This window comes from uncultured Negativibacillus sp. (genome assembly GCF_944388365.1).
Lineage (GTDB): Bacteria > Bacillota > Clostridia > Oscillospirales > Ruminococcaceae > Negativibacillus.
This window is the reverse complement of sequence record NZ_CALXIN010000041.1, coordinates 1-15,751: the sequence shown is the minus strand read 5'-3', so window position 1 is coordinate 15,751 and position 15,751 is coordinate 1. Positions and strand designations below refer to the sequence as shown.

The 15,751-nt window shown below is 51.2% G+C and carries 14 protein-coding genes and 1 other annotated feature; of the genes, 8 read left to right on the top strand and 6 right to left on the bottom strand.

Features of this window, described 5'->3' with window-relative positions:
- The first annotated feature begins 152 nt into the window (after positions 1–152).
- The 3 genes from Q0L39_RS06980 (at position 153) to galU (ending at position 2,872) form a co-directional block, all read left to right on the top strand.
- The gene (locus Q0L39_RS06980; RefSeq protein WP_296627850.1) at positions 153–722 is read left to right on the top strand and encodes an acyltransferase; all 570 of its coding nucleotides are present in this window, start codon (positions 153–155) and stop codon (positions 720–722) included.
- Between the two features lie 36 nt (positions 723–758).
- On the top strand, positions 759–1,892 hold the full coding sequence (locus Q0L39_RS06975) for a DegT/DnrJ/EryC1/StrS family aminotransferase (protein ID WP_296627848.1): 1,134 nt from the start codon (positions 759–761) through the stop codon (positions 1,890–1,892).
- Between the two features lie 101 nt (positions 1,893–1,993).
- Complete coding sequence (gene galU / locus Q0L39_RS06970) at positions 1,994–2,872, top strand: UTP--glucose-1-phosphate uridylyltransferase GalU (protein WP_296627847.1); 879 nt, start codon at positions 1,994–1,996, stop codon at positions 2,870–2,872.
- Between the two features lie 421 nt (positions 2,873–3,293).
- Here galU and Q0L39_RS06965 read toward each other — a convergent pair whose 3' ends face one another.
- Positions 3,294–3,815, bottom strand: coding sequence for an AAA family ATPase (locus tag Q0L39_RS06965; protein WP_296627845.1), 522 nt, complete (start codon positions 3,813–3,815; stop codon positions 3,294–3,296).
- A 25-nt stretch (positions 3,816–3,840) separates the two neighbouring features.
- The gene (locus tag Q0L39_RS06960) at positions 3,841–4,530 is read right to left on the bottom strand and encodes a VTT domain-containing protein (protein ID WP_296627843.1); all 690 of its coding nucleotides are present in this window, start codon (positions 4,528–4,530) and stop codon (positions 3,841–3,843) included.
- A 192-nt stretch (positions 4,531–4,722) separates the two neighbouring features.
- Between Q0L39_RS06960 and Q0L39_RS06955 the strand changes: the two genes are divergently transcribed.
- The 3 genes from Q0L39_RS06955 (at position 4,723) to Q0L39_RS06945 (ending at position 8,488) form a co-directional block, all read left to right on the top strand.
- A complete protein-coding gene (locus Q0L39_RS06955) occupies positions 4,723–6,720 on the top strand; it encodes a S9 family peptidase (protein ID WP_296627842.1) in 1,998 nt (665 codons plus the stop codon).
- Between the two features lie 33 nt (positions 6,721–6,753).
- Complete coding sequence (locus Q0L39_RS06950) at positions 6,754–6,951, top strand: hypothetical protein (protein WP_296627840.1); 198 nt, start codon at positions 6,754–6,756, stop codon at positions 6,949–6,951.
- 196 nt (positions 6,952–7,147) lie between these two features.
- The gene (locus tag Q0L39_RS06945; RefSeq protein WP_296627839.1) at positions 7,148–8,488 is read left to right on the top strand and encodes a nucleobase:cation symporter-2 family protein; all 1,341 of its coding nucleotides are present in this window, start codon (positions 7,148–7,150) and stop codon (positions 8,486–8,488) included.
- Between the two features lie 56 nt (positions 8,489–8,544).
- Here Q0L39_RS06945 and Q0L39_RS06940 read toward each other — a convergent pair whose 3' ends face one another.
- From Q0L39_RS06940 to Q0L39_RS06920, 4 genes are all read right to left on the bottom strand, one after another.
- Positions 8,545–9,105 (bottom strand): hypothetical protein, encoded by a 561-nt coding sequence (locus tag Q0L39_RS06940; protein WP_296627837.1) that lies wholly within the window; start codon positions 9,103–9,105, stop codon positions 8,545–8,547.
- 54 nt (positions 9,106–9,159) lie between these two features.
- On the bottom strand, positions 9,160–10,668 hold the full coding sequence (locus tag Q0L39_RS06935; protein WP_296627836.1) for an NAD(P)H-hydrate dehydratase: 1,509 nt from the start codon (positions 10,666–10,668) through the stop codon (positions 9,160–9,162).
- A 173-nt stretch (positions 10,669–10,841) separates the two neighbouring features.
- Positions 10,842–11,612 carry an arsenite methyltransferase gene (arsM, locus tag Q0L39_RS06925; RefSeq protein WP_366916348.1) on the bottom strand — a complete coding sequence of 257 codons (771 nt, stop codon included), beginning with the start codon at positions 11,610–11,612 and terminating at the stop codon, positions 10,842–10,844.
- 12 nt (positions 11,613–11,624) lie between these two features.
- Positions 11,625–11,972 (bottom strand): cytochrome C biogenesis protein, encoded by a 348-nt coding sequence (locus Q0L39_RS06920; protein ID WP_296627832.1) that lies wholly within the window; start codon positions 11,970–11,972, stop codon positions 11,625–11,627.
- 200 nt (positions 11,973–12,172) lie between these two features.
- Positions 12,173–12,411, top strand: a binding site (T-box leader).
- 73 nt (positions 12,412–12,484) lie between these two features.
- Here Q0L39_RS06920 and pheS point away from each other — a divergent pair.
- Positions 12,485–13,504 (top strand): phenylalanine--tRNA ligase subunit alpha, encoded by a 1,020-nt coding sequence (pheS, locus tag Q0L39_RS06915; RefSeq protein WP_296627830.1) that lies wholly within the window; start codon positions 12,485–12,487, stop codon positions 13,502–13,504.
- A 687-nt stretch (positions 13,505–14,191) separates the two neighbouring features.
- Positions 14,192–15,751: phenylalanine--tRNA ligase subunit beta (gene pheT / locus Q0L39_RS06910; RefSeq protein ID WP_296627829.1), on the top strand; the 1,560-nt coding region annotated here is incomplete at its 3' end.

Here is a 15,751-nt window from a genome sequence, read left to right as displayed (position 1 = left end):
AAAAGATGATGGTTGGGAGAATGGAGCAAAGCGACATTCTCGGGGGCAATGAAAACAAAGCCTGTTTTGAGCAGAAAGTAAATCATTGCCCAACATTGCCCTCCACCCTGACTTTTTATGGTGGAAAGAATTTTGATAAAGGAGCGATTCCCATGCCGGACTATTTTGTACATGAAAGCAGTTATATTGACGAGGGTGTTCAGATTGGGAAGAATACAAAAATCTGGCATTTTTGTCACATCCAGCGCGGCGCGGTCATCGGTGAGGGATGTTCCTTTGGACAGAACGTCAACGTTTCCAACAATGTCCGCATCGGAAACGGCGTCAAGGTGCAGAACAACGTCTCAATCTACGAGGGTGTGGAACTGGAGGACTGGGTGTTCTGCGGACCGTCGATGGTGTTTACCAACGATCTGACGCCGCGTGCAAAATACCCAAAAGGTTCTGCCGGATATAAAAAAACGCTGGTAAAACAGGGTGCGACCATCGGCGCCAATGCCACCGTTGTCTGTGGTCATACCATCGGCCGATGGGCGCTGATCGGCTCGGGCGCAGTGGTCACCAAGGATGTGCCTGACCATGCGCTGATGGCGGGTGTTCCGGCGCGGCAGATCGGCTGGGCGTGCGAGTGCGGCAAGGTGCTGGGCGAGGACCTTGTCTGTCCCGACTGCGGCAGAAAATACCACAAAGCAGAATGTGGACTGGTTGAAGTAAAAGAATAGCAGCAATCGTTTAAGATAAAAGGAGGGGAAACCCCTATGGAATTTCGAGATCTGAAAAGACAGTATCAGGTGTTAAAACCACAGATGGATGCAGCGATGCTGGAGGTTGCTCAAAACTGCAACTTTATCAGCGGCAAACAGGTCACCGAGCTGGAGCAGCAGCTGGCTGACTATGTAGGTGTCAAACACTGTGTCACCTGTGGAAACGGAACCGATGCACTCACCCTGATGATGATGGCGTGGGACATCAAAGAAGGAGATGCTGTTTTTGTTCCGGCGTTTACCTTCTTTGCAAGCGCAGAGGTCATTGCCTTTGAAGGAGCTACACCGGTCTTTGTCGATGTGGATGAGCACACCTTCAATCTGGATGCAGACAAGCTGGAACAGGCCATCCTCAAGGTAAAGGAGGAGGGTAAACTGTGTCCTCGTGCCGTTATCGCTGTGGATCTGTTCGGACAGCCGGCAGACTATCCAAAGATCGAGGCAGTCTGCAAAAAATATGATCTGCTGCTGCTGGAGGATGCTGCTCAGGGCTTTGGCGGACGAATTGGCGACCGTGTAGCATGCAGCTTTGGCGATGCTGCTGCTACTTCGTTCTTCCCTGCAAAACCGCTGGGTTGTTACGGCGACGGTGGTGCAGTGTTCACCAACGACGACCAGACCGCGGAGCTGCTGCGTTCACTGCGCGTTCACGGCAAGAGCCCGTCCAGCAAATATGACAACATCCGCCTTGGCATCAACTCCCGTCTGGATACCATTCAGGCGGCAGTATTGCAGGTAAAACTGAAAGCATTTCAGGAATATGAGCTGGATGCAGTCAATCGTGCAGCAAAAAGCTACACCGAACATCTGGGCGATATTGTCAAAACACCGGTCGTACCGGAGGGATTTTACTCCAGCTGGGCACAGTATACGCTGATTCTGGACAGTGCCGAACAGCGTGCATATCTCCAGCAGGAGCTGAAGGAACAGGGTATTCCAACAATGGTTTACTATCCAAAGCCGATGCACCTGCAGGGCGCATTTGCAGCGCTTGGATACCAGCAGGGTGATCTCCCTGTCAGTGAGGCACTGTGCGAGCGGGTTGTTTCGCTGCCGATGCATCCATACCTCAATGAGGAGGACATCAAGTTTGTCAGCAACGCCGTCCGAGCAGCTCTGGAAAAATAGGTCGATGATTTGATATTTCAGGATCTCTTTTGCAGAAGATACAGCGAAGTTCCCGTTTTTATGATGGGCGCACAGAGCAAGGCGCCTGCAGGAGGATATATATGAAAATTAAAAAAGCAGTGATTCCCGCGGCGGGTCTGGGAACCCGTGTCCTGCCCGCATCCAAATCCATGCCGAAGGAAATGCTTCCCATTGTGGACAAGCCGGCGATTCAGTACATCGTTGAAGAGGCCGTCAAGAGCGGAATCGAAGACATACTCATCATCACCAGCCGCGGAAAAACAACGGTAGAGGACCATTTTGACCGAAACCCCGAGCTGGAAGCGCGGCTGCTTGCCAGCAAAAAGCAGGAAGTGTACGATCAGATGGTGGCGATTTCCCACATGGCAAACATCCAGTATGTGCGCCAGAAGGAGACAAAAGGTTTGGGTCATGCCGTATTGTGTGCCAAAGCCTTTGTAGGAAATGAACCTTTTGCCGTGCTGTACGGAGACGACGTCATTTTAAATGGTGAGCGTCCAGCCTGTCGGGAGCTGTGCGAGGCATATGAGGAATATGGCGTAGGTGTTGCAGGAATCAAACCGGTGCCGATGGAGGACATCAGCAAATACTGTTCTCTTGCACTGGAGCCAATCGAGGGAAAAGATCGGGTGTTCCGTCTGACCGACATGATCGAAAAACCTTCGCTGACCGAGGTACTGTCCAACTATTCGATTCTGGGCAGAGTAGTGCTGCCGCCGGAGATCTTTCCAATTCTGGAGCGCACCAAACCAGGCGCCGGCGGAGAGATTCAGCTGACCGATGCCATGAAGGTATTGGCACAGACCAGCGGTATGGTGGGTGTGGAGTACACCGGTACCCGCTATGATATGGGCAATAAATTCGGCATTTTGCAGGCGATCGTCGAAGTTGCATTGCAGCATCCTGAGGTCAAGGATCAGTTCCACGATTATCTCAAATCATTAGTATCGCGACTTTAAACATAAAATTGGCAGAAGTAACTACTTCTGCCAATTTTTTTTAGCTTAAAGGAATATTGCATCTGTCAAGAAAAAAGTATATAATAATTTACATAAAAAGTATGTAGTATTTGGAGGGGAAATTATGAAGCGTGAACAAAAGGTGTTTGCAATGCTGATGGCAGCTTGCATGGCATTTGCGGGTATTTCTATGATCGCAACAGCGACGACAACACCATTCTTTCTCTAATCCAAATGTTCCGTCAGATTTTCTCATGATCATTGGTCCGAGGGTATTTTTTATCCAGGGCTTTACTGATTTTGCTTAGAATCAGCAAAATCCTGCAACGTATTTTTCAGAAAATGATACCAATGCTTTTATCAAACCCCTTACAAATTATAAAAAGAAATGCGGTTCAGAATCCGATTCTGAACCGCATTTTTACTTTTCAGCGATGATATCCAGCAGTTTTTGTGCAGCCTGCCGGGCGTTTAAGTTGGAAATATCCAGCTTTTGGGTAGAAAGCTGCTGATAGAGCGGCAGCCGTTGCAGACTGCGCTGGAGGACATCGGGACTGCGCAGACCGTTGTCGATGTCCTTTTGCAGGTGTTGGGTCAGTGCCTGTTCGGAGGCAATCAGGCTGATCGAGTATACCGAGGTATTTTCCAGCGCCGGAGAAATTCGTTTAAGCACCTCGTCGATGATCTCCTGATGATCCATCACCCAGCAAAACAGAATGTTCTGATAATCTGGACAACGCAGAAAATTTTGCAGCATAAAGCCGATGTTTTCCATCACCACCTTTTTGGTGGCGTCGGTGACGGTGAAAGGGTGACTGTACCAGCACCAGTCTCCATCCAGAAAGACACTTTGTGGGAGCAGCTTCATCAATTCTTTGCAGACACTGGTTTTTCCTACTCCCATCGTGCCGCTGATGAGAATACATTTTTTCTTCGGCTCCAAGCTGTATCGCCTCCTTGCTGTGCAATTATTTCTCTTTGATAGAATATTTTTTGTTGAGCAGGATGGAGGAAATCACCGAAATGATAATTAAAACGATGATGACAACCAGACTTTCGGGAGTGAGAGAAGAAAGAAAACCCGCGGACAGGCTGTCTTTAAACAGGTCAGCGAATAAGACATGCAAAATCATCACCGGAGATAGACCCAGCAGGGAACCCAGCAGATAACGCTTGTACTCGACCGAGCAGGTCCCCAGAAAAAGACTGCACAGGTCGCCAGGCAGCACCGAAACGATCCGCAGCAGATAGGCCAGCATCACCTGATTGGAGATGCCGAGCTGCTGCAGACGCAGAAGTTTGGGGTATTTTTCCACCAGCTTGTCGATAAGATGGCCGCCAAACATCCGTCCGATGCAATAAGGAATCGTCATACAGACAGCAAGTCCCAGATAATTGACCAGAATGGCGATCCAAGGTCCAAACCAGAAACTGGAGAGGATGTATAAAGCCGACAGAGGAAAAACGACCGATAAGCTTTTGACGGCAAAAAGAAAAATGACTGCTGCCGCAGCTAAAAACAGGTGGGAGGGTGTGTAGGAAATCAACTGTTCCAGCGAGAGCTGACTGCCAAACCACAGGGCAAGCAGAACCAGAATAATGGTGACAATCGGAGGAATCAGCCGCAGGGCATTGGAAAAGAAATCATTTTTTTTCATGAAAATCTCCTTATTGTCGTTTATTTATAAAACTTATTCCTTTTATTGTAGTCAATTATAGAGAAAAGTCAAGAATTTTTGTGAAAAAGAATCAAAAAATCTCTTTTCATTAGAAAAATAATGTGCTAAAATGAAGAAAACGTCAAGGGAAATGTCGTTTTTTGAAATGATATAAAAGGAGTGCAAACATCTATGGAACCAATTCGCTTGGATGAGTTTATCAATTTTCGCTTTCTGTCCAATCTGCAGCTGAGTCCAAATGCAGCCAAAGCGGCATTTGTTGTCAGCAAGAGCAACGAGGACAAAGATGGTTATGTTGGAGGAATCTGGACTGTTGATCTGCAGACCAAAGAGTGCCGCCAGCTGACGGCAGGGAAGGATGAGCGCTCCTATCTGTGGATGGATGACGATACCATTCTCTTTGCTTCCAAACGTGACAGCAAAAAGAAGGAGGCAGACAACAGCTACACCGACTTTTTTGAGATTTCGCTGCATGGCGGCGAGGCTGTCAAAAAGATGACCGTGCCGGCGCCGGTACACGCAATCAAGCAGATCAGCAAGGATACTTATCTGGTGGAAGCAGAGTATGACAACAATCTGCCGGAGGACTTTTTCACCATGAGCCGTGAGGAACGTGAAAAACTGTTTGCCAGCCGGATCAAGGAAAAGGATTATGAGGTGTTTGACGAACTGCCGTTCTGGAGAAACGGAGCAGGAGTCACCAATAAAAAGCGCGGCCGCCTGTATATCTATCGCGCACAGAGCGGAAAGATGGAACCGCTGACCGGTCCGATGTATCAGCTGGAGAGCTTTGATCTGTCGTCCGACGGCAGAAAGCTGGTCTACTGCGGCAGTGAATTTAACGAGGTCGAGAGCCTGAAACAGGAGCTGGTCGAGGTCGATATCGCCAGCAGAGAGAGCAACGTGCTGATTCCGCTGGGCAGCTGGAACATCCATCAGGCTGCTTATGCCGGCGATAAGATTGTGGTCACTGCGACCGAAAATAAAAACTACGGCATCAATGAAAACAGCAATCTCTACCTCTATGATAGAGCTTCTCATAGCTTGCAGCTGGTCTGCGCACCGGACCGCTCCTTCCACAGCAGCGTCGGTTCGGACTGCCGCTATGGCTCAGGCAAGAACCTGGTTGGACAGCAAGACGGCGTCAGCTATATCACCACCGACCGCAACAGCTCGAAGATCAACCATGTTGACTGGGAAGGCAGCATCGTTTCGCTGACCGCCAATGAAGGTTCGGTCGACTGCATGGACCGCAAGGGCGAGATTGTTGTCTACGTAGCAATGCGCGGCGATCGTTTGCAGGAGATCTATTGCCTGGAGGACGGCAAGGAAGTTCAGCTGACCCACCTCAATGAAAAGGCGCTGGAGGGACGCAGCGTCATCACACCGAAGATGATGCGCATTACCAACAACGACGGTGTCGAGATCGACGGCTGGGTTCTTGAACCTGTAAACTTCGATTCTACCAAGAGCTATCCGGCAATTCTGGACATCCACGGCGGTCCAAAGACGGTGTACGGAACCTGCTTCTTCCACGAGATGCAGTATTGGGCAAACCAGGGTTACTTTGTATTCTTCTGCAATCCGCGCGGCGGCGACGGACGCGGCAACCAGTTTGCTGACATCCGCGGCAGATACGGTCAGGAGGACTATGAGGACATCATGCAGTTCACCGACTATGTTCTGTGGAGCTATCCGCAGATCGACAAGAGCCGTGTGGGCGTCACCGGCGGCAGCTACGGCGGCTTTATGACCAACTGGATTATCGGTCACACCCATCGCTTTGCTGCAGCAGCTTCTCAGCGTTCCATCTCCAACTGGATTTCGATGGAAGGCACCTCGGACATCGGTCCATACTTTGGACTGGATCAGGCGGGCGGCGACGCATGGAACAACTTTGAGCAGGCTTGGTGGCATTCGCCGCTCAAATATGCTGACAAGTGCACCACTCCGACCCTGTTCATCCATTCGGATGAGGACTACCGTTGCTGGATGGTCGAGGCTTACCAGATGTTCTCCGCACTGAAGGTACACGGCGTCGAGTCGCGCATCTGCCTGTTCCACGGCGAAAACCACGAGCTGTCCCGTTCGGGCAAGCCGGAGCACCGCATCCGCCGCCTCAAAGAGATCACCGAGTGGTTTGACCACTATCTCAAGGCAGAACACTAGGCGTTTTTAGAGTAAGTGAAGGAGGGAACAGGATTGAACAGCATTGCCAAGGCAGTTTTGTGGGGACTGATAGATGTGATAGGAGGACTGTTTTTTATCTCCATCTTTCGGGAATTTTTTAATGGGCTTCCCGAACCGGAAGGAAGCATCATTGCGACCGGCGTCTATCTTGGATTTACCCTCGTCGTGTGCACTGGCGTGATTGTTTCCCACCTCTCCAATAAAGAATAACAAAACCAAAACAGGCTGTCCGTATAGGATAGCCTGTTTTGGTTTTGAAAATACACCGTTCTTCATCTTGGAAGGGACAGGAATTCATAGAAAGATTCCATAAAATTTTCAAATTGTTTGCAACAGAGTTGCCAAAGGTCGAAATCGGCAGTATAATAACAAGTATCTCTGAAAAAACGACAAAGGAGAACGATTTATGGCAGAAAAAACAAATGTATCCACCAGCAACATCTATCAGCTGGACGGACGGGTTCCGCTGCTCAAGGCAATTCCGTTTGGACTCCAGCACATCCTGGCAATGTTCGTATCCAACCTTACTCCAATCACCATCATCGGTGCAGCCTCTGGACTGGACAGCGCACAGATTGCAATTTTGCTGCAAAACGCAATGTTTGTAGCGGGTATTGCAACGCTCATCCAGCTTTATCCAATCTGGAGAATCGGCTCCCGCCTTCCAATCGTCATGGGCGTCAGCTTCACCTTTGTAACCATCCTGAGCTATGTGGGCGCTACCTACGGCTATCCAACCATGTTGGGCTCCGTACTGATCGGCGGTCTGATTGAAGGAACGCTCGGATTGCTTGCAAAATACTGGAAACGCATCATCACTCCGGTGGTTGCAGCGTCGGTCGTTACTGCGATCGGTTACTCGCTGTTCACCGTTGGTACCCGTTCCTTTGGCGGCGGTTACACCGAAAACTTCGGTTCGGCACAGAATCTGCTGCTCGGTACCATCACTCTGGCTACCTGCCTTGTGTTCAATATCCTGGCAAAGGGATATTTAAAACAGCTTTCGGTTCTGGCAGGTCTGATCGTCGGATATATCGTTGCTCTGTTTACTGGAATGGTCGATCTGTCCACCATCTTCTCCGGCGGCTTTATCTCGCTGCCGCACCTGATTCCATATGTTCCCGAGTTTAATGTGGGCGCCATTATCTCGGTTACCATTATCTTCATGGTTTCGGCGGCAGAGACCATCGGCGATACCACCGCGATGGTTTCCGGTGGTCTGGGACGCGAGATTGAAACCCGCGAGATCTCCGGCTCGCTTGCCTGCGACGGCTATGCAAGCTCTCTGTCCGCTCTGTTTGGCTGTCCTCCGGTCACCTCGTTCAGCCAGAACGTCGGACTGATCAACATGACCAAGGTTGTCAACCGCTTTACCATCATGACCGGTGCAGTCTGCATGATTCTGGCAGGTCTGCTGCCGCCGGTGGGCAACTTCTTTGCAAGTCTACCGGATTCGGTTCTGGGTGGATGTACCCTGATGATGTTCGGTACCATCATGGTCAGTGGTATCCAGATGATCTCCAAAGCTGGATTCTCCCAGCGCAATGTCACCATCGTGGCACTGTCTCTGGCAGTCGGCATCGGCTTTACCTCTGCCAGCGAGATGGACATCTGGCGCATCTTCCCGCAGGTCATTCAGGACGTTTTCTCTGCCAACTGCGTAGCAGTCGTCTTTGTTGTTTCGATTGTTCTCAGCCTGATTTTGCCGCAGAACATGGAAGTTTTGACCGGACAAAAAGAAAACTAATCTCACACATAAAAAACGCACAGCGAAACCATTCGCTGTGCGTTTTTTTATGTAGGTTACGAGCTGACGCTGACGGAAAAATCCTCCTGCGGCAAGGAAAGAGAGAGCAGCGTGCCATCGGAAGATTGCAGCTGGGCACGTAGCACAGGACTTTGCTGCTGAGAAAGGGACAGCACTGTGACATCGCCATCCTTGTCACAAACAAGCTCCTGGCTTTCACGCAGCAGCTGCATCCCCTGCAAAAACAGCTGTGTCATCGAAACGGCGGGCGAATCGTCGGGCAGCTCGGTGGTCATTCCCTGATAGGTGAGGGTCTGGGTGCCGTCGGACAGCTCCACCTTCAGTCCCTCCAGCGAGGAAGGAAAGGCAAAGACAAAGGAACAGTCGCCGGCGTACCGCTGGGAGAACTGTGCCTTGGCACAGAAATCTCCCTGCTGAAAGGTCAGGTTTGCCTGCATCGAACCGGACAGCGCAGAAGTAAGCTGTTGGTTGGGAGCGACCGAAACCGCCGGTGTCTGATAGGAATACCAGAGAAGAATGGCAGCGATAAAGACCACCAGGATACAAAGCACGACTGCCAGCCGACGAGGAACAAAAAAACGGGACAGATTTTGCACGAAACCGCCTCCTGAAAAGATGTAAGCGGATGCAAAGCGTCCCGTTTTTGATTGTTAGCGGATATGTTCCTTGAGCAGACGGCCCAGGTCGATCAGAATGTCGTCCGGCTGCATGAAGTATTCGGACATCCGTTCGACGCAGCGATCCGCAGCGGCACCGTGCAGATAGACGGCGCTGACGGCAGCATCAAACGGCTGCATTCCCTGCGAGATCAGCGAGGAGAGAATACCGGTGAGCACATCGCCGCTGCCTGCCTTGGCAAGTCCAGGGTTGCCGGTCTGATTGATAAAGGTGCGGCCATCAGGGGAAGCGATGATGGTGTGTGCGCCCTTGAGCACGATGGTGGCGTGCAGCTGGGCAGCAAGCTCCTGTGCACACAGCAGCGGCGCCTTCTGAATCTCCTTGACCGAGGTGCGGCAGATGCGGGCCATCTCACCAAAGTGAGGGGTCAAAACGACAGGACATTTGGCATCCGATACTATGGATATGTCCATGGCCAGGTTGTTTATGCCATCTGCGTCGATGACGACAGGGCATTTGGCGAGGTAGAGAACCTCCTCCAGAATGCCGCGCTGACGCTGACCGGTGCCCATGCCGCAGCCGATGGCAACTGCCGAAGCGCCCGAAAGTGCGCTGGCGACGTCGGCTGCTGTTTCGATAAAGCAGAACGGCGACTGGATCAGGCTGGGAGCGACAATCGGGTAGATTGCCTGCGGAACAGCGGTGACCACATAGCCGGCACCGCTGCGCAGTGCCGCGGTGGAAGAAAGAATAGCCGCACCGGTGCAGCCGATGCCGCCGGCGATATTGAGCAGACGACCGGTTGAGGTTTTGTGCGCATCCACTGCCTTTTGCGGGATGTGGGAATAGACAAAGTCGTCGTCGGTGACAAAGTGATTTTGTGCGATGTTTTCATAGGAGAGCGGATCAATGCCGATCGAAGCCAGGGTAACCTGTCCCAGTTCCGGCAGATATTTAGGGAGCATATGCGCCGGTTTATAGCTGTCAAAGGCGATGGTGAAATCAGCGTTGACAGCGCCATCGGCAGCTTCGCCGGTGTCGCAGTTGATGCCGCTTGGTACATCCAGCGCAAATACAGCGGCGATGGCGGCGTTGATCATCGTGGTAAGCTGGCGGCGGCGAATGTCGATCTCGCCGTGGAAGCCGCTGCCAAAGATGGCGTCGATAATGATGTCGACATCCGCAACGACGCCGTTGACCAGTTCAGGCTCGTTTTCAAACGAGTAGACGCTTAAACCCATCTCCCGTGCAAGCTGCAGCATCTTCTGAGCATCCTCGGTTTTGGGTTCTCCCTCTGCCAGAATGATGGTGACATCGGCGCCCAGCTCACTGAGCTTTCGTGCAACGACAAAACCGTCGCCGCCGTTGTTTCCTTTGCCGCAAAAGGCGACACAGCGCAGACCAGCGACGCTGTGCAGGGTATCAACGATAAAGCGTGCAGCAGCACAGCCGGCGTTTTCCATCAATCGCAGATAGCTCATCTGATATTGGATCGAGTTTTTCTCGATTTGTTTCATCTGCTTGGAGGTCACAATCCTCATAAGTTTCATATCCTTTCCACACCCCATGGAAAAAGAGGTTGATGATACAGGGTGTTCTGTTCAAATCACAAAAGATTCAGATTGTTTATTAACCAAATTATAGCAAGTTTTTTTTCCACAAACAAGGGATATTTGACAAAGAAACGGGGAAGTAGCGGCTGCTTTGCAGAAATTTATGGCTGTGGGACCGGTTTTCTGGCAAAGATCTTTGCCGAAAGGATGTATTCTCCCACTGTCAGCTCGCCGCCCCATTTTTCTTCATACTCTTTGGAGACCGGTGTTGTGCGGATGCTGATCTCGCAGAAACCAGCCATACGGAGCATTTTTTCCAGTTCTTCGACCGAAGAAGCACCGGACACTCAGCAGGCGTGCATCTTGTCGTCCTGCTTGATTTCTTCCGGCAGCTCCTTCATGATGACGATGTCCGAGATGCCGATGCAGCCTCCTGGTTTGAGGATGCGCAGAATCTCACGGTAGACGCGAGGTTTATTTAGGGACAGGTTGATGACGCAGTTGGAAAGAACGACGTCGGCGGTGTTGTCCGCAACAGGGAGGTTTTCGATCTCACCCAGGCGAAACTCCACGTTGCGGATTTTGTTCTCCTTGGCGATCTGGCGGGAAAGCGAGAGCATCTCAGGAGTCATGTCCACACCGATGGCGCGACCGCGGCGTCCCACCTTGGTGGCAGCCAGAAAACAGTCGAAGCCGGCGCCGCTGCCCAGATCGACGACGATGTCGTTTGGCTTGACATCTACAATGCGGAAAGGATTGCCGCAGCCAAGGCCGAGGTTTGCTTTGGCTGGCACCAGGGCGATTTCCTCCTCGGAATAGCCCACGCTTTCGCTGACGGTGGTGCTGCTTTCGGAGGAGGAAAGGATGGTATCCTGCTTGCCCAGCGCGATGTCCGAGTAGCTTTCTCGGATAAAATCAGTTTTATTGTTCACGGTAAATCTCCTTTAATGTTGATGGGAGTTAGGAAGGGAGAGCAAGGGAATCAGGTTGATGACAGGTTCCTCGTAGGGATGGATCTGCTTGATCCGTTCCACGGCCTGAGCGGCAAGCTCTGCCGGACAGATCAGCTCCATTTTGACCTCCTGACCACAGCAGATGTCGCCGACCTCTCCCAAAAAGGGATTACTGCCTTCCAGCGGCCGCCAGTATCCATTGCACTCGTGGAAGGAAAGAACGTGGTCATAGTTTCCGACGTGGCAGGCACCCAGTTCGTTTAGGCCGTCGCGCAGAGGGATAACATACTGAGGCGGCGTATAAATTTCAATTTTGATGTGGATGACGTCAAACTGCATCGAGTATCCTCCTTTATCCAAAGATATTTGTCGTACCACAAATTGTAGCACAAACCCTTTGTTTCCTGCAATGGGATTGGCAAGGAGACAGGGAAGTTTCTCTTAAAAAAATGTACAAAAGTGCAGAAAAACACCCTCACCTCTTAAAATAACACTTGCAACAAAGAGAAAGTTGTGCTATCCTATGGATAAAATCGCATAAAAACGCAGAGAACAGGAACAGTAATACCCTGCAAATCCTTCTTTTCAGAGAGTGTCCGTCATCGGCTGCAAGCGGCACAGAAGGGCAGCGTGTGAAATTTCGCCTGGGAGCGGTCCTTTTGAACCAGAGTAGAAAGGAACGGATGGCACCGTTATATGCACAATGAAGCTGCCGGTCGGTTTGACCGGAAGATGGGTGGTACCGCGGAAACCGAGTTGATCGCTTTTCGTCCCTGATGCCAATGAGGCACAGAGGCGAAAGGCTTTTTTTATGCGGTAAATAAGGATAGACTCGAAAGGAATGATTTACAATGAAAGCGCAGTTGGAAGCGATTGAAAAACAGGCATTTGCCGAGCTGGAAAGCGCACAGGACCTGAAAGCACTGGATGCTGTCAGAGTAAAATATCTTGGTAAAAAGGGAGAGCTGACCGCCATCCTCAAACAGATGGGAAAACTTTCCGCCGAGGAGCGTCCGGTCATCGGACAGCTGGCAAACCAGATCCGCGCACAGATTGAAGAAAAACTCGAAGAGACCAAGACCGAGCTGGAAGGAAAGATGCTCGACCAGCGCCTTGCAACCGAAACACTGGATGTCACCATGCCAGGCAAACGCAGCGTGCTGGGCAAAAAACATCCAATCAGCATTGTACTGGATGAGCTCAAAGAAATCTTCATGGGCATGGGCTTTGATGTTGCACAGGGACCGGAGGTTGAGCTTGACTACTACAACTTCGAGGCGCTCAACATCCCAAAGGATCACCCTGCAAGAGATACCCAGGACACCTTCTATATCAACGACAATGTCGTTCTGAGAACCCAGACCTCCCCAATGCAGATCCGTGTCATGGAAAAACAGAAACCGCCGATCCGCATCATTGCACCAGGCCGTGTTTACCGTTCGGATGCACTGGATGCAACCCACTCTCCACTGTTCCATCAGGTCGAGGGTCTGGTTGTGGACAAAAACATCACCATGGCAGACCTCAAAGGTACCCTGGAGGTATTTGTAAAACGTCTGTATGGCGAGGACTCGGTTGTTCGTTTCAGACCACATCACTTCCCATTCACCGAGCCATCCGCAGAGCTGGATGTACAGTGCTTTAACTGCCACGGTGAAGGCTGCCGTCTGTGCAAGGGCGAGGGCTGGATTGAGATTCTCGGCTGCGGTATGGTTCATCCAAAGGTACTGGAAAACTGCGGCATCGACCCTGAAGAATACAGCGGTTTTGCGTTCGGTATCGGTCTGGAGCGTTTGGTTATGAGAAGATACAACATCGACGACCTGAGACTGTTCTACGAAAACGACGTCCGCTTCCTCAACCAGTTCTAAATAAACTGCCCTGGGAAACAAACAAAAGTTTTCGTCCACCTTTTTCAAAAGGTGGTAGGGGTACGGGGGCAACGCCCCTGTGGCACTTCACAATAAATATAAAAATCGTTCGGGGCAGCAAGGCAGTTTCGGTGCTGTCGCACGAGAGTGCGCCGGCGCAAGCCGGAAAACATATCCCCTTTTGTGACACGTCACCGAAAACTAAAAAACGATAGGGGCAGCAAGGCAGTTTCGATGCTGTCGCACGAGAGTGCGCCGGCGCAAGCCGGAAAACATATCCCCTTCTGTGACATATCACAGAAAACTAAAAACGATAGGGGTAGCAAGGCAATTTCGATGCTGTCGCACGAGAGTGCGCCGGCGCAAGCCGGAAAACATATCCCCTTCTGTGACACGTCACCGAAAACTAAAAAACGATAGGGGCAGCAAAGCGGTTTCGGTGCTGCCGTGCGGATGCAGGCAGTTTCAGTACAGGCAGCAGAAAAATCTCCCACTGGGAGGTTTTTCCGGTATCTACATACCGTCAATTTACCCCTAAATGCGCCCGACGATGAGAGTTGAACAAGTTTAACTCTCGTGTTTCGCACTCCGCGGAGTGCGACCAGAGGCGTTGCCTCTGGACACCATGAGCTTTTTGAAAAAAGCTCAACCAAAAACTTCCGTATTTCCAGAAAGGAATGAGAAATTATGAATCTTTCGATGAGATGGCTGAAAGATTATGTGGATATTGGAAATGTTTCGATGAGAGATTTTTCCGAAGCAATGAGCATGTCCGGCTCGAAGGTAGAGGGCTGGGAGACCGAATTTGAAGGCGTTAAAAATGTGGTTGTCGGCAAAATCCTGTCGGTAGAACCGCATCCGGATTCTGACCATCTGGTTGTCTGCCAGCTGGATGTCGGCAAGGACGAGCCGGTTCAGATCGTCACCGGTGCATCCAACGTCCATGCAGGCGACCTGGTTCCAGTGGCTCTGCACAAATCAAAACTGCCAAATGGCGTAGAAATTACAAAGGGCAAGCTCAGAGGCGTGGTGTCCAACGGTATGATGTGCTCGCTGGGTGAACTCAACCTCACCAAAGGTGACTTCCCATATGCTATCGAGGATGGCATCTTCCTGCTGCAGGAGGACTGCAAACCAGGTCAGGACATCGCTTCGGCTATCGGCTGCAACGACACCTGCGTCGAATTTGAAATCACTCCAAACCGTCCGGACTGTCTGTCGGTCATCGGTTTGGCAAGAGAAGCAGCAGTCACCTTCGACAAACCGATCAATCTGCACACACCGGTGGTCAAAGGCTGCGGCGGCGACATCAACGATTACCTCTCGGTCGAGGTTCAGAACAAGGAACTGTGCCAGAGATACGTTGCCCGCGTCGTTAAAAATGTAAAGATTGGCCCATCTCCACGCTGGATGAGAGAAAGACTCCGTGCAAGCGGCGTTCGTCCGATCGACAACATCGTCGACATCACCAACTACGTTATGCTCGAATACGGTCAGCCAATGCATGCATTCGATATCGAGTATGTCAAAGGCCACAAGATTGTCGTCCGCAATGCACACACCGGTGAAACCATTCAGACACTGGACGGCGTGGACAGAGAGCTCAGCGAAGAGATGCTGGTAATCGCTGACGAGGAAAAGGCATCGGCAGTTGCCGGCGTCATGGGCGGCGAATACAGCGGCATCAACGAAGGCACCCACACTGTTGTCTTTGAATCCGCCTGCTTTAAAGGCAGCTCGGTTCGTGTCACTGCAAAGAAACTGGGCATGAGAACCGAATCCTCCAGCCGTTTTGAAAAGGGTCTGGACCCACAGAACTGTCTGCCAGCTATCATGCGTGCCTGCGAACTGGTTGAGATGCTGGGCGCCGGCGAAGTTGTTGACGGCGTGATTGATATTGACAACTCCGGCTATCAGCCGACCGTTCTGCATCTGGATGTAGATTGGACCAACCGTTTCCTCGGCACCGACATTTCCGAGGAGCGCATGAAGAAGATCCTCAGCGACCTGCACTTTGTTGTCAACGGCAACGAGATCACCGTTCCATCCTTCCGCGGCGATGTACAGCACAAAGCGGATGTAGCGGAGGAGATCGCACGTTTCTACGGATACAACAACATTCCGACCACCACTGCAAAAGGCAGCCCACAAGGCAAGCTGACCGACTATCAGAAGTTTGAGCGCACCGTCAACCAGACCATGCTGGCACAGGGATTGTACGAGATCATGACCTACTCCTTCGTCAGC